This is a genomic window from Streptomyces sp. NPDC047315, from assembly GCF_040643215.1.
Lineage (GTDB): Bacteria > Actinomycetota > Actinomycetes > Streptomycetales > Streptomycetaceae > Streptomyces.
The window spans coordinates 1-20,239 of the sequence record NZ_JBEYTZ010000009.1 but is presented as its reverse complement, the minus strand read 5'-3'; the positions used below and the strand labels follow the sequence as shown (position 1 = coordinate 20,239).

The window sequence follows — 20,239 nt, the reverse complement described above, 5'->3', positions numbered from 1 at the left end:
TAACGTTCGATAACGCAGCGCGGTCGTCCCAGTCGCCGTCAGGGCGACGCCGTGCGCACGCGCCGAATCCCGCAAGGGAACCGGGGAACCACCTCTTGGGGTGAATCGGATGCTTCGCAGCCTGCGAAGCGTTCCGTAGGAGACCTTCCTGCTCCGAACCCGTCAGCTAACCCGGTAGGCGAGAAGGAAGGAAAGGAGTACGCCTCAGTGGCGTCCAACAGCCCTGCCCCGGAAGCTCCTGCCGGGTCCTCCAGGACCGGTGCCTTCAGCGAAAACGGGGCCGAGCGCTCGTACGGCGAGTGGAACCCCAGCGCGGAGACCGTCCTTCCGTCCCGCGGTCGCCACCGCGTCCTGCGCCAGCAGCGCAGGGCCTTCGCCCGTAGCTCCACCGTCCTCGGCGTCGGTGTGATCGCGGCGGTCGGCGCGGGTGGCATCGCCACCGCCCAGAACAAGCCCCCGGTTTCCATCTCCCTCCCCGACGGCCTCGGGGGCGGTGACGACAAGAACGACGACCCGTCCGGCGACGACCAGTCCGGCGAGGGCGCCAACGAGCTGATGGCGATGGGCGCCACCGCCGAAGGCGGCGCCGGCGAGGCGCTCCGCTCCCGGATCCTCCAGCAGGCCGAGCAGCAGCAGGCCCAGGCCGAGGCCGCGAAGCAGGCCGCCGCCGACAAGGCCGCGAAGGAGAAGGCCGAGAAGGAAGCCCAGGCCAAGGCCAAGGCGAAGGCGGAGGCCGAGAAGAAGAAGGCCGAAGCAGAGGCCAAGGCGAAGGCGGAGGCCGAGCGCAAGGCGAAGCTCGCGAAGATGTTCGCGCTGCCGCTCTCCTCGTACAGCATCTCGGCGACGTACGGTCAGTCCGGCTCCATGTGGTCCTCCGGCCAGCACACCGGCCTCGACTTCGTCGCTTCGGCGGGCACCCCCCTGAAGGCCGTGGGCGCCGGTACGGTCAAGTTCGCGGGCTGGTCCGGCCCGGCGTACGGCTACCAGGTCATCCTGGAGCTGAACGACGGCACCGAGATCATGTACGCCCACATGCAGACGGTCGGCGTGAGCGCGGGCCAGAAGGTCGTCGCGGGCGACGGCGTCGGGCGCGTGGGCGCCACCGGCAACGTCTCCGGCGCGCACCTGCACATGGAGGTTCAGACCCCGGGCGGCGCCACCATCAACCCGGCGTCCTGGCTGCAGAGCAAGGGCCTCAGCGTCTGATCAGCAAGTCCCGCCGAGCCCTGAGCTGAGCTTTGGGCTCGACGACGGCCGCGACGACGGCCGCGACGAGCGGGTGGCGGCTTCCGCGCACTCCTGAGTTCCCGAAGTGCGGGTTCGTGCGCCCCCAGCCGCCGGTTGCCGCGGCTGCCGGCCGTGCCGTACGCCGTCATCAGCATCGTCGTCGCCGCCGTCCCCGAATCGCCGATGGCCCTGGTGTCACCCCCCGACGCCAGGGCCGTCGGTCTCTTCTTCCGGAGTGGCGTCCCCGCGTCATGCGCGGTACGGGTTGTAGCCCTCGTAGTCCCGGTACGGCGGGGGCACCCGGACCGCGCCCGTCGCGCGTGCCGCGTACGTCAGCGCGGGGCTCGCGACGTCCTTGCGCCGCCACATGTGGTGCAGCAGCTCCTGCTCCCGTGCGACGAAGTCGGGGTCGACCGTGCCGCGCTGCGCCCGGTGGCGCAGGAAGGCGAGCGAGGTCGCGAAGCGCTGGTACTCCGACACCGCGTGCGCCGCTGCCGCCCCCTGCGTGCGCCGGGCGAAGTCACGGGCCGCGGTGCGCGCCCTCATGGAGGCCAGCGCCGTGGGCTCGGCGGACGCCAGCCAGCCGGCAGCCGCGTACGCCGGCAGCGCGGTGGACACCGTGCGCAGCTCCCGCTGCCGGGACCAGATCGTCAGCCAGGTGAGCAGGGCGAAGACCGGCACCATGATCAGCGCGTACACCGCGTAGAAGCCGAACGGGCCGAGCATCGACGTCGATCCGTTCCACAGCGCGTGCATCCCCATGGCCAGGACGAGCCCCAGCAGCGGCAGGGCGGTGCGGCGGAACCTGCGCCGTCGCGCCGCCAGCGCGGCCAGCCCGAAACCGATGCCGGTGAGCACCGTGAACAGCGGATGCGCGAAGGGCGACATGACGATCCGCACGAAGAACGTCGCCGCCGTCATCGACTCGAAGCCCGCCGAGCCCGTCGACTGGTCGTCGTCGAAGGCCCGGCCGAGGTAGAGGATGTTCTCGGTGAAGGCGAAGCCGGTCGCGGTGAAGCCGGCGACCACGACGCCGTCGACCAGGCCGGTGAAGTCCCGTCTGCGGAAGAAGAAGAGCAGGAAGACCGCGGCGGCCTTGGCGCTCTCCTCGACGACCGGCGCCACCACCGTCGCACCGAGCGTGTCCGCGCTCGACGGATCGGCGGTGGCGGTGGCTATCCAGCGGGCCGCGAAGGTGTTCGCGGTGAGCGCCACCAGGGCGGCGGCGAACGCGCCCCAGGCGAACGCGAAGGCGAGGTGGCGCCAGGGGCCCGGCTCCACCCGGTCCAGCCAGCGGAACGCGGCGAGCAGCAGCGGAACGGGCAGGGTGGCGAGCCCGAGGCCGACGAGGAAGCCCCGGGTGCCCGTCTGCTCCCGCACCAGCGCGAGGATCACCAGGCCGCACAGGGCCAGCAGCGTGATCAGCCCGCCGACGCGGAGCGCCCTGCTGCGCCACAGCCGGGAGGCGCGACGGGGCGCGTAGCGCCAGCGGGAGCGCTCGGGCAGCGCGTCGAACACCGGCTGCGGCGCGTACGCGGGCAGCGGCGGCTGCGCCTCGACGGGCGCGGACCGGGGCGGGGACGACGGCTCGGACACCCGACGACCCTAGCGAGGACCACTGACAGCCGGCGACGCGGAATCGGCTCGGATCAGGCTCGGGACCGGCTTCCCGTGACCGGGAAGGGGCTTGTCAGACGGGCTCGGGGCCGGCGGTGGGCGCGGGCGTGGCGGTGGGCGCGGCGCGGCGGAAGAGGAGGTCCCGTACCACGTGCCCCTTGTCCAGGCCCTGCCCCTCGAACCGGGTACGGGGCCGGAAGTCGGGCCGCGGTGCGAATCCGTCGTCGGCGCAGGCGTTCTCGAAGTCCGGGTGCGCCGAGAGCACCTCCAACATCTGCTCCGCGTACGGCTCCCAGTCCGTGGCGCAGTGCAGCACCGCGCCGGGCTTCAGACACCGCGCGGCCAGCGTCAGGAACTCGGGCTGGATCAGCCGGCGCTTGTGGTGGCGCTTCTTCGGCCAGGGGTCGGGGAAGTACACCCGCATCCCGTCGAGCGCGCCCGGCGCGAGCTGCTCGCGCAGCAGGATGATCGCGTCGCCGTTGGCCACCCGGACGTTCGTCAGGCCCTTCCGCTCGGCGAGGGCGAGCAGATTGCCCTGGCCGGGGGTGTGCACGTCGACGGCGAGGATCCCGGTGCGGGGGTCGGCCGCGGCCATCTCGGCGGTGGCCTCGCCCATCCCGAAGCCGATCTCCAGGACGACGGGCAGCCCGTCGAACATCTCGGGGAGGTCGAGGACCTGCCGGCCGTCGATGTCCAGCCCCCAGGCGCCCCACAGCCGCCGCAGGGCGTCCTCCTGCCCCGTGGTCACCCGGCTCCGCCGCGGCTGGAAGCTCCGGATCCGCCGCTCGTGGTGCGACCCGGCGGGGTCGGCGGCGGGGCCGCCGGGAAAACGGGGCCCGCTCCGCTCGCGGGTCGGGGCGGGGGGCTGGGGCTCTGGGGTGTGATGACGCAGCTTCGACACAATGCGCCAATCCTACGACCCCCCGCGCCCTGCGCCCGTGCCGCGCCTGTGCCGCCCGCGCCCTGTGCCCTGCGGACCAGCGCCCCTGAAAGACCCGCACTCCCGCTTTGCCGAGGAACGTAGATCAGCGTCTGCGGCCTGGTCCGTGGCTTGTCGCGCAGTTCCCCGCGCCCCTGTTTCGCTTCCCCCGTCAGTCTTCTGCGGGCCGGGGCAGGAGGTTTTAGGGCGCTGGGGTCCCCCCCCACGCCCTCTGGGCGTAGGTGGGGGTGCCCCCGTGCCCGCAGGGCACAGGGGGAGGAACTGCGCGAACAGTCACAGAGGGGTCGCAGGACGCCGAACCACCGCAGTCGGCACGGCAGGGCGCGGGGTTGCAGGGGCGCGGGCCGCTACAAGTGGGCCCGGGCGCGGGTGGCTATCGCGCGGCCGATGGGGAGGGACGCCGTCGCCGCCGGCGAAGGCGCGTTCAGCACGTGCACCACCCTCCCCGACTCCCGGATCAGGAAGTCGTCCACCAGCGCCCCGTCCCGCCGCACCGCCTGCGCCCGCACCCCCGCCGGCACCCGCCGCAGCCCGCCTTCCGGCACCGCCGGCAGCAGCTCCCGCACCGCCGCCGTGAACGCCCGCTTCGACAGCGAGCGCCGCAGCTCGCCCGCCCCGTACCGCCAGTGCCGCCGGGCGATCTGCCAGCTGCCGGGCCAGGCCAAGGTGGCCGCCAGCTCGCGCGGGCGCACCACGCCCCAGCCGTACCCCTCGCGGGCGAGCGCCGGCACCGCGTTCGGGCCGACGTGGACGTGGTCGTCGAGGCCGCGGGTCAGATGGACGCCCAGGAACGGGAACGCCGGGTCCGGCACCGGATACACCAGACCCCGCACCAGCGAGGGGTCCGCCAGCTCGTAGTACTCACCCCGGAAGGGGACGATCCGCACCCCGGGGTCGTCCCCGGCCAGCAGGGCCAGTCGGTCGCTGTGCAGCCCCGCGCAGTTCACCATCACCCGGGCCCGCACGACCGCTCCGGACGCGGTGCGGACCGCGACGCCCCAGGGCCGCCGGTCCACCGCGACGACCTCCTCGCCGCACCGGATCCGGGCCCCGGCCGCCTGCGCCGCCGCGCCCAGCGCCCGGGCGACCGCGGCGAAGTCGCACACGCCCGTCGTGCCGACGTGGATCGCGGCGAGGCCGCGCACCTGCGGTTCGTACTCCGTGATCTGCGCCGGTCCCAGCTCGCGCACCGGGATGCCGTTCTCCCGGCCGCGCTGGACCAGGGCGTGCAGCCGGGGCAGCTCGTCGCGCCGGGTGGCGACGATCAGTTTGCCGGTGACCCGGTGCGGCAGGTCGTGCTCGGCGCAGAACTTCACCATCTCGGCCGCGCCGCGCGTCGCGTACCGGGCCTTGAGCGAGCCGGGGCGGTAGTAGATCCCGCTGTGGATCACGCCGCTGTTGCGGCCGGTCTGGTGGCGCGCGGTGGCCGGCTCCTTCTCCAGGACGACGACGCTGGTGCCGGGTGCCGAGCGCGTGAGGGCGTACGCCGTCGACAGCCCGACTATCCCGCCGCCGACCACCAGCACGTCGCAGTCGAAGCCGATCTCGGTCCGCCCGTTCCCCCTGGTCCTCGTAGGCACCGCGCCACCTCCCACCCCGATGGTGCACCCGACCACTGACAGTGCCGCCGGTGCGGCGGGTCGAGTGCACCCGTGACCACGCCCTGCGGACCGCGGCCCGCTACGCCGGGGCGATCAGCAGCGGGCGCGCCCGCTCCCGCAGCTCCGCCACCCGCGGCTCGTCCCCGTACGCCTCCAGCCGGTGCAGCAGGTCCCGTACGTACTCCGTGGTGCGCGCCGAGGAGATCCGGCCCGCGACCTCGACGGCCCGGGTGCCCGCGGCGCACGCCGCGTCCAGGTTGCCCGACTCCAACTCGGCGAAGGCGCCGACCACCAGCCGCAGCCCGTGCGACCTGACGAACTCGTCCGTCGGCCGCGACAGCGCCTGCTCGGTGAAGCGGCGCACCGCCCGCGGCGAGCCGAGGTCGCGGTAGCACTCGGCCGCGTCCGCAGCGAACCGGTCGTAGGTGTAGAAGCCCAGCCAGCTCGGGTCCTGGTCACCCTCGCGGGCCCGCTCAAGCCAGCCCTCCGCCGCCTTCAGGGCGGCACCCGCCGCGGGCGCGTCGTTCGCCTTGGCGTGCGCCCGCGCCTCCACCAGCCGGAAGAAGCTCATGGTGCGCGCCGTCGCGAGCCCCCGGTTGCGCTCCAGGGCGGCCTGCGCCAGGTCGACGCCCTCGTCCGCGAAGCCCCGGTAGATCGCCTGCAGCGCCATGGACGCCAGTACGTATCCCCCGAGGGGCACGTCGGCCGCCGCGCGCGCGAGGCGCAGCGCCTGGATGTAGTAGCGCTGTGCGGCCTCCTGCTGGCCGGTGTCGAAGGCCATCCACCCGGCCAGCCTGGTCAGTTCCGCGGTCGCGCCGAACAGGGCCCGGCCGACCTCGTCCGAGTACCAGCCGAGGAGCAGGGGCGCCGCGTCGACCCGTAGGCATTCGGGGACCATGGACGAACGCCAGTCGCCGCCGCCGTACTTGGAGTCCCAGCGGCGGGCGTCCTCCGCGGCCTCGCGGAGCTTGCCCACGTCGCTGTGGCCCACGCGGGTGGGCACCTCGTCCGGGGAGACCGGGCCGCCGCCCTCGACGCCCGGGGCGCCGCCCTCCGGCGGCATGCGCTCCACCGAGGCGTCGGCGGGTGTTATCAGCCAGCGGGACGTGGGGGTGGCGTAGGCGCTCACCGCGAAGGAACCGGCCAGGGACTGCCAGATCCCGCCGCTGCCGGCTCGTCTGCCGGCTAGATCCAGCCGGTAGAGGTCGGTGGCCGATTTCACGGCCGCGCGTACGTCGCGGGGGAAGGCGAGCCCGACTTCGGGGGCCGGGTCGGCGTCGGCGAGGCCGATCTCGTGCAGCGGCACGGGGCGGCCGAGCTTGGAGCCGATCGCGGCTGCGATGAGGTGGGGCGCGGCGCCCTGCGGCACCATGCCCTTCGACACCCAGCGGGCCACCGACGTCTTGTCGTAGCGCAGGGTCAGACCGCGCTGCGCCCCGAGGTCGTTGACGCGCCGGGCGAGCCCGGCGTTGCTGATTCCCGCGAGGGCGAGAACGGTGCCGAGCTTTTCGTTCGGCCCGCGTTGCTCCCTGGACATGCGCCACCCCTCGACACACAGACGGCCGCCGCGTCACCCGTCCGGCGCACGGCATTCGTACCGGGTCCTCACCCACGACCACGTCCGGAGCACGGCTGCCCACCCCGCTCCCGGGCCCGGTTGCAAAAGCGCCTGGCCGAGCCCATCGGAATATGCCCATCGGTTCAGAACATCAGTAAACCCAGCGTAGTTCGCCGGATCCCGACCGTTAAGGGGCGGTGTTCCGGATGGCGGGAAAGTTGTGCGTGGCGATTCGGGCCGGTGGGGACGCACGGTGAACACGCCACTGTTGGCGGATGGTTGCCATGGGCTTGCGGTCCTCCGGCGGACGGTGCGTGGTCGGTGGGCGGTCCGTTGGTGCTCGGTCGGCGGGCGGTGCGGCGAGCCGTGTGGCGGGCGTTGCGGCGGCGCGCCCCCGTGCCGCCTCTGCGCTACGGCCGTGCTGCCCCCGTGCCGCTGCGTGCCGTGCGCGCTCCCGCACTGCTCCGGGCGTTCGCCGTCCCGTGCCGGGCGTGCTCCCGTTGTGTGGCCGTGCGCCCGCCCGTGCGCTCTCGCCGGGGGCTGGGGCGAGCGCTTCCATGAAAGGCGCGTGGGTCGGCCCGCTGCGTACTGGACCCAGCGGGCTGGGGGACACCGCCGCCTTCAATCCCCGCGGGCGGCGGACGGTCCGGGAGGCGTGCGGCGCCTCCCGGACTGTCGCTCGTGCCGGGCCCGCGCCGCACCGCCCGTCGTACCGCCCGGCGCACGCGCGTCGTACGCCGTACCGCACGCCCGTCGCACGCCCGTCGCACTCCGGTCCACCCGCCCCGCCGCACGACCCCGCCCCGCGCGCCCACCAGGGAATCGGAGTCCGTCCGGCCCGGGCCGAGGCCCCGGTCCGAGATCGGATCCGCGACCGAGCGCGGTCGGATGCCCGGTCGACGCGCGCCGCAAGCACGTCGGATGCGCGTTGGATACGAGGAGGAGCCCGCCGAGCTCCAACTCACCTCGAAGCGGGGCGAAGTGCCCCGTACCGGCGGCAGCGTCACGGGCCGCCGCAGCGGGCGATCCGGACGGTCATCGACCGGTCCGGAAGCTCTCCGTGCCCACGGAGGGTTGTCCACCCCTTCATGAGAATGGCCGGATATCGACTGTCCCTCTCATGCCGTTTGTCCGTCTATGAGGCCGGCGTGATGTCGCTGCCGTCCCGTGATGCCCCACCAGACCCCCGCTGCCACCGGCTCCTTCACTTTTTGCGCGTGCGACCCGGGGCCCGTTCGTTGCGTCTCCTTCGTGGCAGCATGTTCCCGAACGACCCGGGTTCGGCACCCGGTTGTCCACAGCTTGTGGAGGCGAAACGGCGATGCGGTGGTTGGTCGGCTGGAGCAGTGTCGCCGCGAACTTCGGAACGGCGGGGGCCGTCGGCGCCGCCGACGAGGGACGCTCGGTCCAACCCGTCGGCTCCCAACTCCTGTGGGGCGACCCCGACCCCCTCTGGGCCGTCGGCGACTGGCGGCCCGACGAGGTCCGGGTCGTCAGCATCGACGAGTCCACCAAGATGGCCGTGCTCGGCTGCTGCGCTGCCTCCGACGCCGAGTTGCGCGCCGGACTCCTCTCCGCCCGCGGCGGCGCCCTGCGCCATCTGACGGCCTGGCCCGGCAGCTACTCCGCGGTCGTCCGCTCCGGCCGCCGCATCACCGTCCTCGGCGACCTCGCCGGCGCCCGCCCCGTCTTCCACACCCCGTGGGAGAACGGCACCGCCTACGCCACCGCCGCACTCCCCCTCGCCGACCTCATCGGCGCCCAACTCGACATCGGCCACCTGGCCGCGGTGCTGGCCTGCCCCGAGACCCCGGAGGCGCTGCGGGACTCCACTCCGTACGAGGGCGTCAAGCGCATCCCGCCCGGCCACGTCCTGATCCTGCGCGAGGGCTCCCGCGAGATCACCGGCTACGAACCCGTCGCCTCCCTCGCCGTCACCGGGCCGCAGGTCGACCCCGACCGCGCGGTCGAAGGCGTGCGCGACGCCCTCGTCGAAGCCGTACGCGCCAGGCTCACCGCACCGCGCCACGCCCCGCAGACCATGCCCCCGGACCCCGGCCCGGTGCCCGGCATGGGCCCCGCCGACCGGCGCGCCCGCCGCGGCGCCCCCGCCCCCGGCATCGGCGCCGACCTCTCCGGCGGCAGCGCCTCCGCCACCCTCGCACTGCTCGCCGCCGGGCTCCCGGGCGTGCCCGGCACGATCGTCGGCAGCGGCACCGGCGCCGGGACGCGCCTCCTCGCCGTCACCTTCAACGACCTCACCGAACCCGGCATCGAGCCGGAGTTGGAGCGGGCCCGCGCCATGGGCGCCAACCCGCGGCTGCACCACGTGGTCGTCCCGGCCGGGGAAGAGGGCCTGCCGTACGCCCGCCTGGACAACGGCCCCCTCACCGACGAACCCGCTCCCTGCCTCGTCACCGCCGAACGCCACCGGGTGCGCCTCGCGTCCGGCAGCGCCGACCACCTCACCGGCGCCGGCGCCCGCCAGGTGCTCGACGCCCACCCGGCCCGCCTCGCCGACCTGCTGCTGGACCGAAGACGGCGGCACCTGCTGCGCCCGGTCACCGCGCTCGCCCGGGCCGAAGGCCCCTCGCCGCACTCCCTGTTCGTACCGCTCCAGGTCTATCGCGCCGCGCGCCGCCTGGCCCGTACGCCGTACCGCACCGGCCTCGAAACGGCGGCCGACCGACTGCTGGAGGCCGGCCGCAGCGGATCCCCCGACGCCCGAAGGGCGTGGGGGGACCCCCACGGCTCCGACGGCACCAGCCCCCTGGACGCCTCCCTCGCCGCGCTCACCTGGTCCCGCCCCGGGCCCGCGGTGCGCTGGCTGACGGGGGAGGCACTGGCCGAAGTATCGGTTCGTCTGATGAGCGCCGCGACCCGGCCCGTCTCCGTCCAGCGGCCCGGGGAAGCCCGTGCCCGCGCGGCCCTCGCCCGGCACGCCTTCGACCACCGCATCCTGGAGCAGGCCGCGGAGGTCCGCAGCCAGCGCGTCCACGCGCCCTTCCTCGACAACCAGGTCGTACGCGCCTGCCGCGACCTGCCCGAGGCGCTACGGGTGCGGCCCGGCGCACGCGCGGACGTCCTGCGCTCGGTCCTCGCCGGCGCCGGCGTCCACGACCTGCCGTCCGGCTGGGGCGCCCTGCCCGGGCAGACGACCTCGGTCGCGGTCGCCCGCAAGGGGCTGCGCGCGGCGCTGCCGACGCTGCTCGCCCTCTTCGACGCACCGCTGCTCGCGGACGCCGGGCTGATCGAGGCCCGCGTCGTCCGCAAGGCGCTGCGCGCGGCGTCCGACGGGGAGCCCGTGCCGCTCGACGGCATCGCCGACCTGGTCTCCACCGAGCTGTGGCTGCGCCGGCTGCTGTCGCGGCGCGGCACCTGCTGGACGGGGAGCGCGGCGCCCCGGCAGCGCGCGGTCGCCGCGGGCGTACCGCCCCGCCCCTCGATCCGCTCCTGACGCCCGGCGTTCCTCGGGCAGTGGCAGTGGCAGTGGCAGCGGCCGGGGACGGGGACGGGGACGGGGAGCGCGGCGCGTCAGCTGCACGCGATCCGGGAGTCCGCCCACGCGCCCAACGTCATCTCGCTCCACGGCGAGTGCGGCTCCACCACCAGGCGCAACTGCTTGCGCCCGGCGAGGGAGACCTGCACCGGCACGGCCGGGTCCTTCCCCCGGATGACGGGGGAGCGCCACAGCAGTGCCCCGTCCCCGTAGACGGAGAACCGCATCTTGCCGAGCCCCAGCGTCAGATCGTCCACGCCGGCCTTCGCCGCGTAGGAGGTGCACGGGCGATTGAGCTCGATCGTCACCGAGGAGCGCGCCCGCACGGTCACCCCGTGGCTGTAGCGCTCCCCGCCGATCTTCAGCCCCCACCGCTGCCAGATCCAACTGCTCTGCCCCAGCACCACCTCGGGCCCGGTGTGGTCGCCGAAGGCGCTGTACTGGAGCCGATTGACCTGGTACACCCGCGGCTCGGGCTTCGGCTTCGGCCGCTCCTTCGGCGGGGTCGGCTTCGGCGTCGGCGTCGGCTTGGGCGTGGGCTTGGGCGGCGTGGGCTTCGGCGGGGTCGGCTTCGGAGTCGACGGCGCCGGCTTGGGCGGCGGCTTCGGCTTGGCCGAGGGCTTGGGCGCCGGCGGTACGGGCTTGGGCGGCGGCTTCGGCTTGGGCGCGGGCGGCTTCGGATCCTGCGGCGGCGCCGGTACGAGCGGCTGCACCGTGGGCGGCTTCGCCTCGGGCTCCGGGGCCTTGGGGCTCCCGGAGAACGCCCACACCAGCCCGGCCGCCGCGGCGACGGCGACCGCGGCCCCGATGCCGACCTTCGCCGGCGCGCCCAGCCCCTCGGACGCCGCCGCGCCGCCGGCGGCCCCGGCCGAGGCGCCGGCGCCGCCGCTGGTGGCGGCTGCGGCGGCCCCGGCACCCGCGGCTCCCACCGCACCGCCGGCGACCACCCCCGCGGCCTTGAGCGCATAGCCCGCCGCGAACCAACCGATGACCGCGACCGGCAGCAGCGCCGGGATGCTGGCGTTGACGTGCTGGAGTTCACCGGCCGCGAGCCGGCACTTCGCACACTCCTCCAGGTGCTTGCGCAGCCCGCGCTCGGCCCGCATCCGCAGCCCGCCGCGCGCGTACGCGCCGAGCCGGTCGGCGTACCGGGCGCAGTCGCCCCCGGAGGTGAGGGCCGAGCTGACGTGGGCCTGGAGGTACGCCTGCTTCAGACCCTCGCGGGCCCGGCTCGCGAGCACCGCCGTGGCGTTCGCGGTCAGCCCGAACAGCGGCGCGACCTCGCTGGGCGACTCCTCCTCGACGGTCGTGTGCCACAGCACCGCCTGCCAGCGCTCCGGCAGCGACCGGAACGCCTGCATCGCCAGAGACCGCTCGGCCTCGTGCATCGCCCGGACGTCCGCCCCGAGCTCCGTCGTCCCCCCGGCGGCGCCGTCCGAACTGCGCGACGCCTCCGCGGCGAACAGCGCGAAGTCCTCGACGAGCTGCTCCCGCTTCGCGCTCTTCGTCCAGGTCGCGGCCACCCGCCGGACCGTGGTCAGCAGATAGGCGCGTACGGCGTGCTCCGGCCCGGCCCCGCCGCGTACCGCCTGCAACGTCCTCGCGAACACCTCGGCCGTCAGGTCGTCCGCGGTGTGCGAGTCACGGCAGCAGGTGCGCGCGTAGCGCAGCACGGCATCGGAGTGTCGACGGAACAGCTCCTCGTACGCGCTGTTGTCCCCGCTGCGCATCCGCTGCACCAAGTCGGCGTCTGACGGCGGCAGTTCGCGCGGCGGAGGCAGTACGGATCCGGTGCTCCCGCCCTCGCGCTGCGGCGGCACGGCATGGCCCTCCGCCCCCGGCGCACCGCCGGGCGAACCACCCGTACGAGTGCCGCCCGCGGTGTTTGCCGTCCCCGAAACGGAGTCCGCCCAGCTGGCGTCCTCCGCGTCGTCCGCCCTGACTCCGTTGGTGCCCTGGGGCGGAACCGAATGGCCGCCCGCGCCGGACTCGGGCTGCGCCGCCGAGCCGGCGGGGTCCGAGGCTTCCGGCGGTGCCGAAGGCCCGGCCGGACCGGTCGGCCCGGCTGCGCCCGTCGATCCGGCTGCGCCCGTCGCGTCCGCGGAGCCGGCCGGATCGACCTGGCCCGGCAACCCCGGCGCCCGGGACGACCCCGGCCGCGCGCCACCGGGCCCACCCTGCCCGGGCACCTGCCGGGACGGCGTGCCGCCGCCCTGCGCGCCGTCCGCACCGCCGAGCGATTCGTCCCGCTCGTCACCGCTCATCGAGGAAGCCCTCGTTCATCGCGGACGCTCCCGTCAGCACCCTCAGACACGAACACCGGGCCAGCGTGCCACACGGCGACAGCGGGCACGGACCTCCGCCTTTGCCAACCACTCATCTGGGGAGTTCTGTCGAAACCGTGCGCTATCCATCGGCGATTAGTGTAATACTCAACGACCTACGTCCTGGGCGCGATCGGCCGCACGACGGGCTTCCCGGCGGCGCGGGTGGGCGTCCAACGGGCGGCCGTGGCAAGGGCGTTGACGACGCACCCCGCCACCGTCCGTCAGCCGGGCGCCCGGACCGCTACCGAGGCCGCAGCCCCTCCAGCAGGATGTCCAGCAGTCGAGCCGAGGCGGCGGCCTGCTGCGCGGCGTCCGGCAGCGAAGGCGCCGCCGTGGCTATCACCAGCAGGACGTCCGCGACGGTCACGTCACCGCGCAGCTCGCCCGCAGCCCGCGCCCGGTCGACCAACTGCCCCACGACCTCCAACAGCTCGGCCGTGCCCGCGTCGTCCAGCTCGTGGGACGAAGGAGAACGCGGCCCCACCACCCTGAGCTCGGGAGCGCCCGACACCGGCCCGCCGGCCACCGGGCCGCCCGACGGCTGCACCCCGGCCCGCTGCTGCGGCACCCGGGTCTCGTCCCGCCCGTCCCCAGACACACCGGCCACACCGGATGCACCCGGCACACCACCGGACCCGTCCGCCGAGCCCACGGCCCCCTGCGGACCGCCGACGCCCTCCGACCCCTCCAACCCCTCAGACTCCTCCGAGCGCACCCGCACCCGCAGCACCTGCGGCGGCAGCAGCCGCCCCGCACCGGAGGCCACCGAGGTCCGCAAGAAGCGCGCCAGCGCGGACCAGGGCTCGTCCTCCTGCCGCAGCGCGGTGCGCGCCTGCTCGGTCAGCCGGGAAGTCTCCTCCTCGGCTATTCGCCGCACCAACACGTCCTTGCTGGGGAACCGGCGGTACACCGTCCCCACACCGACCCGGGCCCGACGCGCCACGTCCTCCATCGGAGCGCCGTACCCCAGCTCGCCGAAGACCTCCCGCGCCGCACGCAGGACGTGCTCCAGATTGCGCTGGGCATCCACCCGCAGGGGCGCCGAACGGGTGCCACCACCCGCTCCCGCCCGTCCGCCACTCCCGTCCGCGCCGAGATGAGCACCGTGCACGCCGGGTGTGCCGTGTACATCAGTGACAGGCGGAACGGCGGCCTGCCAATGCGAATCCTGAATGGTCATACGTGTTCCCCCGGTCACTGTGTCTCCCCCCGGAGACCTCCCCACCTGGTCTGCCGGCGGCGCCTTGACCACGCACCCCGACGAGGTACGAACATAGTTGAGCCCGGGTCAATTCAGAAGGGGGTAGTTCCGCACGGAGCGCCCCCCGATCGGAGCAAGGACCGGAAGCCCCCCGTTTGCGCACCCGCCCGCCACCCCCTTCGCCACCCCTGACCTGGGCACCTTCCCCGGTCCCGGCGAACCGCGGAGTGTACGGCAGCACCACACCTCCGGTCACACAATTTGCCGGGCCTGTGGACAAACGCCGAGGACCGATGCGTCATGGGATGGTGACGGCTGCTAACTCCCGGGGCGCGGCCCCCGGCACCCCGCCGACCGGGCGCCCCACCGACCCGGCGCGCGGCACGCGCATCCTCGTCGTCGGCGGCGGCTACGTCGGGCTGTACACCGCGCTGCGCCTCCAGAAGGAACTGAGACACGAACTGTCCCGCGGCACGATCGAGGTCCTGGTCATCTCGCCCAACCCCTATATGACGTACCAGCCGTTCCTCCCCGAGGCCGCCGCCGGCTCCATCTCCGCCGCCCACGTCGTGGTCCCCCTGCGGCGCCTGCTCCCCCACTGCACCGTCCTCGTCGGCGAGGTCACCGCCGTCAGCCACGCCAAGCGCACCGCCACCGTGACCACGCTCGCCACCGACGAGGAGGGCACCGGCGCCGTCGAGGTCGGCTACGACGAAGTGGTCATCGCGCCGGGATCGATCTCCCGCACCCTGCCCGTGCCCGGCCTCGCCGACCACGGCATCGGCTTCAAGACCGTCGAAGAGGCCATCGGGCTGCGCAACCACGTCATCGAACAGATGGACATCGCCTCCTCCACCCGCGACCCCGCCATCCGCGACGCCGCCCTGACCTTCGTCTTCGTCGGCGGCGGCTACGCAGGCGTCGAAGCGCTCGCCGAACTGGAGGACATGGCCCGCTACACCGCGCGCTACTACCACAACATCAAGCCGCAGGACCTGAAGTGGATCCTCGTCGAGGCCACCGGACGCATCCTGCCCGAGGTCGGCGAGGAGATGGGCCGCTACGCCGTCCGCGAGCTGCGCGCCCGGAACATCGACGTCCGCCTGGACACCAGACTCGAATCCTGCGAGGACCGGGTCGCCGTCCTCAGCGACGGCAGCCGCTTCCCCGCCCGTACGGTCGTGTGGACCGCGGGCGTCAAACCGGCACCGCTGCTCGCCGCCACCGACCTCCCGCTCAACGGCCGCGGACGGCTGCGCTGCACCGCCGAACTCGCCGTCGCCGGCGTCGAACACGCCTGGGCCGCCGGGGACGCCGCGGCAGTCCCCGACCTCACCTCCGACGACCCCGACGCCACCTGCGCCCCCAACGCCCAGCACGCCCTGCGCCAGGCCAAGGTGCTCGCCGCCAACGTCGCGGCGTCCCTGCACGGCCGGCCCCTCAAGCAGTACGCGCACAAGTACGCCGGATCCGTCGCCTCCCTCGGCCTCCACAAAGGCGTCGCCCATGTGTACGGTCGCAAACTCAAGGGATACCCGGCGTGGTTGATGCACCGCGTGTACCACCTCAGCCGCATGCCCACCTTCAACCGCAAGATGCGCATCCTCGCCGAGTGGACCCTCGCTGGCCTGTTCAAGCGGGAAATCGTTTCACTCGGCTCCCTGGAACACCCCCGTGCCGAGTTCGAACTCGCCGCCGGTGGCCGCCCCGGCACCAACGGCGGCCACGCCCCGCCCGCCGGCCCCCCGACCGGTCCGAACACCGCACCCGGCCCGAACACCGCACCCGAAGCACCGGACGACGACCGCGGAAAGACCTGACGGGCCATGCGCCGGACCCCCGGCAGCCGCCCGGACGACACCCGCTGTCAGTCCGTACGGTCACACTGGACGTGTGACCATAGGTGGGCTCACATTTGCACAGAGTGACCCTCGTGACCCTTGGCTACCACCATTGAGGCTTGAAAGTCAGTGAACTTCACGCGTTGGAGCTCAAGGCTCCCCGGGACACAGCGCCGCGCCGCAGCGCGAAGGACCGACCGCGGGATCTCCTCCTCTGCCCGCCCGCCCCAGCGCGGGGAGAGCAGAGCGGACGACACCGACCGAAGCGCCGACCGCGGCAAGGACCGCGGCCCGGCCCGCACCAAGGGCAAGGGCCGCGACGCGACCGGCCCCGGGGACGAGGACGAGCGGTCCGGGAGCGACACCCGCGGTGAGGGCTCCGTGCCCGCCGCCCGCGGCAGCCTGCTGCGCCCCGCCCGCCTCCGCCCCGTCTTCCGTACGGGCACGGGTCCGGACGCCCCCGCCGCGCAGGAGGCCGACGCCACCGCGCCGCCCGCCGCGCCCGCCCCGGAGGACTTCGCCGTACGCGACCTCCTCGGCCGCATCCCCGGCCTCGTCGCCCTGCTGTACGGCCCCGACCACCGCATCGCGTACGTCAACGACGCCTACACCGCCGCCTTCGGCCCCCGCCCCGTCGGCGGAGCCGCCGCCGACGTCTGCCCCGAACTGGCCGCACTCGGCCTCTCCCCGCTCATGGACCAGGTCCTGCGCAGCGGCACGCAGCGCACGGTCAAGTCCCGCAAGGCCCCGGACGGCCGCTCGTACACCCTGACCTGCCTCCCCGTGGACACCCCGACCGCGCCCCGGGCACCGCAAGCCGCCGGTGCCCCCACCGGGCTGCTGGTCTTCGCCACCGACGTCACCGACCACGCCGAAGCCGCCGAACGCCTGCGCGCCAGCGAGCGCCGACAGCGCGCCGCGGCCGTCACCCTCCAGCGCTCCCTCCTCCCGCAGGAGCTGGAGCAGCCCGACGACCTCAACGTCGCCGCCACCTACCAACCCGGCGGCGAGGACGCGGCCGTCGGCGGCGACTGGTATGACGTGATCACCCTCGGCGGCGGCCGGACCGCCCTCGTCATCGGCGACGTGATGGGCCGCGGCGTGCGCGCCGCCGCCGTCATGGGCCAGCTCCGCACCGCCGTCCGCGCCTACGCCCGACTTGACCTGCCGCCGCACGAGGTCCTGCAACTGCTGGACGGACTTGCCTCCGAGATCGACGCCAGCCAGATCGCCACCTGCGTCTACGCGGTCCACGACCCGAACGAAGGCCGGCTCGTGTACGCCTCCGCCGGCCACCTCCCCGTCCTCGTGCGCCACGAGGACGGCACGGTCCACCGCGCCGAGGACCCCACCGGCCCGCCCCTGGGCACCGGCGGCTGGCTCCACTCGTCCGGCACGATCGACCTCCCGCCCGGCTCCAGCGCCGTCCTCTACACGGACGGTCTGGTCGAGCGGCGCGACGAGGACATCGACGAAGGCGTCGCCGCGCTCGAACGAGCGCTCTCCGGCGCCACGGGCACCCCCCAGGTGGTGTGCGACCGACTGATCCGCGCCATGCACATCACCGCGGAACACGACGACGACGTGGCCGTCCTGGTCGTCCAGCACCCGGTGCGCACCGGTCCGGCGGCCGAGCTCTTCCACAACGCCGCCCTCGACCTCCTCGGCGGCGTCGAGGCCGCCCCGCGCGCCCGGGCCTTCGCCTCCGGCGTTCTCGCGTCCTGGCGCTTCTCGCCCGAGCTGCACGACCTCGGCGTGCTGGCGGTCAGCGAACTCGTCGCCAACTCCCTCCAGCACGGCGCCCCGCCCATGCGTCTACGGCTGCGCCGCACCGACCGCAGGCTGATCGTCGAGGTCACGGACGGCGACGACCACCTCCCGCGCCGTCGGCGGGCGGAAACGGAGGACGAGGCGGGCCGCGGAATCTCGATCGTCGCGGCCATCGCCTCGTCCTGGGGGAGCCGCCGCGTACCGGGCGGCGGCAAGTCGGTCTGGTGCGAGTTCGCACTCCCCAGACCCGCCTGACCGCGGTCAGGCGGCCGTGCCCACCTTCTCGGCGGGCTCGACCGGCGGCCTGTACTGCGCCACCACGCGGGTGGTCGCCGCCAGCGACGGCTGGTCCTGCACCGGTGTGAGCTGCCGCGCCAGCCGCAGCGCCAGCACCGTGATCGCCAGCGAGAACAGCACGAACGTCACGATGTACGGAGCGTGCAGCGCGGCACCCATGGGCCCGCCGATCGCCGGCCCCAGCGCCAGTGCCAACTGCTTGACCAGCGCGAACGCCGAGTTGTACTGCCCGACCATGGACTCCGGGGCGAGATCGACGACCAGCGGCGCCACGGTCGGCGCGAGCATCGCCTCACCGAGTCCGAACAGCGCGTACGTCGAGATGAACGCGGCCGTCGCCATCGCCTGGCTGGTCGCGCCCAGGCCCGCGTAGCCCGCGGCGGCCCAGCCGACCGCCCAGATCAGCCCCACCGCGGCGATCACCCGCGTCCTCTTGTACCGGTCGACGTACTTCAGGATCACGAACTGCGCGATGCCGATGACCGCGGTGTTCGCCGCCAGGGCCGTGCCGAACATCGACGGCTCGATGCCGGCGGCCTCGGTGCCGTACGCCGAAAGGCCCGACTCGAACTGTCCGTACACGGCGAAGAAGAGGATGAAGCCCAGGACGAGCAGCTTCACCATCGCCTTGTTCTCCAGCAGCACCTTGAAGCCGTTGCCCTTGGCGCCGTGAGCCGCGGCGCCGGGAGCGCGCGCCGGCCGGGCCAGCTTCACCGTCAGGATGATCCCCGCCAGCACGAGGAACATGACGGCCTCGATGCTGAACAGCAGGGTGAAGGTGCTCGCCCGGCTCTTGTCGACGATGTTGCCGCCGATCAGACCGCCGACGCCCAGGCCCACGTTCTGCAGGAAGAACTGGAAGGCGAAGGCGCGCGTCCGGCTGGTGGCGTCCGACGCCCAGACGATCATCGTCGCCAGCGCGGGCTGCGTCACCGCGGTGCCCGCACCGAGCAGCGCCGCCGACAGCAGCACGGTCACCGTGTGCTGGGACAGCCCGAACAGCAACGCGCCGAGCGACGCCACCACGGACGCCCCCACCAGCACGGGCTTCGGCCCCCGGCGGTCGATCACCCGTCCGACGAACGGCAGGGCGATCAGTGCGGCCAGGGCGAAGACGCCGATGACGATGCTGCCCGTCGTCGACCCGAGGTCCCGTACGTACGCCACATAGATGTACAGAAACGGAACCGTGAATCCGAGTCCGAACGCGCTCAGCGCGCTGCCTGCCTGGATCCGGCGCATGGCCGCGCCCATCTCCCTGGTCACACTCACCTGCCTCGTTAGCCTTGAAGGGATGAAGCCTGAAGACTTCGAACATAAAGTTAGAGCCTTAACAGTACATGTCGAAGGACTTCAATGCCAATGAACGGCGTGCGATACTGCGGCGTATGCCTAGCGCGAGCCCCGAGGGCCAAGCAGTGACCGGTCAGGACCCGATCCAGCAGCCGATCCAGGAGCCGACCTTGGAGCCGACCCTGGACGAACAGATCGCCGCCTACCAGCGCGAATTCGGCGATCTCGACCCCCAGGTCGAGCAGGTCGTCTCGGCCCTCGGCCGTCTCAACCGCCGCATGAACGTCGCGTACGGCCGACAGGTCGCGGATCTCGGCATCAGCAACGCGGAGTGGGAGGTCCTCAAGACCCTCGTGCTCGCGGGCGCGCCCTATCGGATGGGACCCGGCGAGCTGGCCAAGCGCCTCGGGCTGACGCCGGCGGCGATGACCCACCGCATCGACCGGATGGCGGGCGAGGGCCTGGTCACCCGCGACCGCGACGAGAACAACCGCGTCCGCGTCATCGTGGAGCTGACGGACGAGGGCCGTGCGAAGTGGCAGGAGGCCATGCGCATGGCGAGCGACTTCGAGGGCGACCTGCTCCAGGACCTCTCGGCGAAGGAGAAGGGCATCCTCGGCGAACTCCTCATCCGCGTCCTTCGACGGGTGGAGCACACCCAGCCGGACGCGGGCGGTCGACTGACCGACCTGGACTGAAGCTCCGGAGCCGTCGCGGGCGCCAACTGGGCGTCCGTACGGGCCGGAACCGGGCGTGGCGCGCAGTCGTCGGAGGAAGTTGACACCCTCTTCATCCGCCCGTAAGGTTCTTCGAGTTGTCACGGCACCGGAACGGTTCTGCGACAGCCACTCCCGCCGCTGATGCGGCAATCAAAACTCTGCACGATCTCCCACCCGGGATGATTTCGGCATGCCGAAATCTGTTTCGAACGACTCGATTATGAGTCGGGGAAGAAATCCGCTAGAGTTTTGAACGTCGGAAGGGCCGAGAGGCCGGGAAGACAAAAACCCCGAGTTTCGACCGGGAATCAGGCCCGAAAGGATCTGATAGAGTCGGAAACGCAAGACC

At 73.5% G+C, this 20,239-nt stretch carries 12 protein-coding genes and 1 riboswitch; of the genes, 5 read left to right on the top strand and 7 right to left on the bottom strand.

Features of this window, described 5'->3' with window-relative positions; genetic code table 11:
- Window positions 1–50: 50 nt before the first annotated feature.
- Window positions 51–196, top strand: a riboswitch (cyclic di-AMP (ydaO/yuaA leader).
- An 11-nt stretch (window positions 197–207) separates the two neighbouring features.
- Window positions 208–1,206: a M23 family metallopeptidase gene (locus tag ABZ842_RS12245; RefSeq protein ID WP_361535962.1), complete on the top strand. Its 999-nt coding sequence runs from the start codon at window positions 208–210 to the stop codon at window positions 1,204–1,206.
- Window positions 1,207–1,476: 270 nt separating this feature from the next.
- Here ABZ842_RS12245 and ABZ842_RS12240 read toward each other — a convergent pair whose 3' ends face one another.
- The 4 genes from ABZ842_RS12240 to ABZ842_RS12225 form a co-directional block, all read right to left on the bottom strand.
- Window positions 1,477–2,823: a PrsW family intramembrane metalloprotease gene (locus tag ABZ842_RS12240; RefSeq protein ID WP_361535960.1), complete on the bottom strand. Its 1,347-nt coding sequence runs from the start codon at window positions 2,821–2,823 to the stop codon at window positions 1,477–1,479.
- Between the two features lie 94 nt (window positions 2,824–2,917).
- Window positions 2,918–3,736 carry a tRNA (guanosine(46)-N7)-methyltransferase TrmB gene (gene trmB, locus ABZ842_RS12235; RefSeq protein WP_361536376.1) on the bottom strand — a complete coding sequence of 273 codons (819 nt, stop codon included), beginning with the start codon at window positions 3,734–3,736 and terminating at the stop codon, window positions 2,918–2,920.
- A 395-nt stretch (window positions 3,737–4,131) separates the two neighbouring features.
- The gene (gene lhgO / locus ABZ842_RS12230) at window positions 4,132–5,364 is read right to left on the bottom strand and encodes an L-2-hydroxyglutarate oxidase (RefSeq protein WP_361535958.1); all 1,233 of its coding nucleotides are present in this window, start codon (window positions 5,362–5,364) and stop codon (window positions 4,132–4,134) included.
- Window positions 5,365–5,464: 100 nt separating this feature from the next.
- A complete protein-coding gene (locus ABZ842_RS12225; RefSeq protein ID WP_361535956.1) occupies window positions 5,465–6,922 on the bottom strand; it encodes an MFS transporter in 1,458 nt (485 codons plus the stop codon).
- A gap of 1,342 nt (window positions 6,923–8,264) precedes the next feature.
- Here ABZ842_RS12225 and ABZ842_RS12220 point away from each other — a divergent pair.
- On the top strand, window positions 8,265–10,400 hold the full coding sequence (locus ABZ842_RS12220; protein WP_361535954.1) for an asparagine synthase-related protein: 2,136 nt from the start codon (window positions 8,265–8,267) through the stop codon (window positions 10,398–10,400).
- Between the two features lie 77 nt (window positions 10,401–10,477).
- On the opposite strand, the gene ABZ842_RS12215 is transcribed toward ABZ842_RS12220, so the two are convergent.
- Complete coding sequence (locus ABZ842_RS12215; protein ID WP_361535952.1) at window positions 10,478–12,706, bottom strand: sigma-70 family RNA polymerase sigma factor; 2,229 nt, start codon at window positions 12,704–12,706, stop codon at window positions 10,478–10,480.
- Between the two features lie 304 nt (window positions 12,707–13,010).
- The gene (locus tag ABZ842_RS12210) at window positions 13,011–13,949 is read right to left on the bottom strand and encodes a helix-turn-helix domain-containing protein (RefSeq protein WP_361535950.1); all 939 of its coding nucleotides are present in this window, start codon (window positions 13,947–13,949) and stop codon (window positions 13,011–13,013) included.
- A gap of 326 nt (window positions 13,950–14,275) precedes the next feature.
- On the opposite strand from ABZ842_RS12210, the gene ABZ842_RS12205 reads away from it, so the two are divergent.
- Together ABZ842_RS12205 and ABZ842_RS12200 are read left to right on the top strand one after the other, a co-directional pair.
- Window positions 14,276–15,790, top strand: a complete 1,515-nt coding sequence (locus tag ABZ842_RS12205; protein ID WP_361535948.1) for an FAD-dependent oxidoreductase — start codon at window positions 14,276–14,278, stop codon at window positions 15,788–15,790.
- A 150-nt stretch (window positions 15,791–15,940) separates the two neighbouring features.
- Window positions 15,941–17,836, top strand: coding sequence for a SpoIIE family protein phosphatase (locus ABZ842_RS12200; protein ID WP_361535946.1), 1,896 nt, complete (start codon window positions 15,941–15,943; stop codon window positions 17,834–17,836).
- A gap of 6 nt (window positions 17,837–17,842) precedes the next feature.
- Here ABZ842_RS12200 and ABZ842_RS12195 read toward each other — a convergent pair whose 3' ends face one another.
- Window positions 17,843–19,120 carry an MFS transporter gene (locus tag ABZ842_RS12195; protein ID WP_361536375.1) on the bottom strand — a complete coding sequence of 426 codons (1,278 nt, stop codon included), beginning with the start codon at window positions 19,118–19,120 and terminating at the stop codon, window positions 17,843–17,845.
- A gap of 146 nt (window positions 19,121–19,266) precedes the next feature.
- Between ABZ842_RS12195 and ABZ842_RS12190 the strand changes: the two genes are divergently transcribed.
- Window positions 19,267–19,869, top strand: coding sequence for a MarR family transcriptional regulator (locus ABZ842_RS12190; protein WP_361535944.1), 603 nt, complete (start codon window positions 19,267–19,269; stop codon window positions 19,867–19,869).
- The last annotated feature ends 370 nt before the right edge of the window (window positions 19,870–20,239 follow it).

Coding starts and splice junctions, on each gene's coding strand:
- ABZ842_RS12225 (WP_361535956.1), bottom strand. CDS start 6,922: ATGTCCAGGGAGCAACGCGGGCCGAACGAAAAGCTCGGCACCGTTCTC.
- ABZ842_RS12215 (WP_361535952.1), bottom strand. CDS start 12,706: ATGAGCGGTGACGAGCGGGACGAATCGCTCGGCGGTGCGGACGGCGCG.
- ABZ842_RS12190 (WP_361535944.1), top strand. CDS start 19,267: ATGCCTAGCGCGAGCCCCGAGGGCCAAGCAGTGACCGGTCAGGACCCG.
- ABZ842_RS12220 (WP_361535954.1), top strand. CDS start 8,265: ATGCGGTGGTTGGTCGGCTGGAGCAGTGTCGCCGCGAACTTCGGAACG.
- ABZ842_RS12210 (WP_361535950.1), bottom strand. CDS start 13,949: ATGACCATTCAGGATTCGCATTGGCAGGCCGCCGTTCCGCCTGTCACT.
- ABZ842_RS12205 (WP_361535948.1), top strand. CDS start 14,276: ATGGTGACGGCTGCTAACTCCCGGGGCGCGGCCCCCGGCACCCCGCCG.
- ABZ842_RS12195 (WP_361536375.1), bottom strand. CDS start 19,120: ATGCGCCGGATCCAGGCAGGCAGCGCGCTGAGCGCGTTCGGACTCGGA.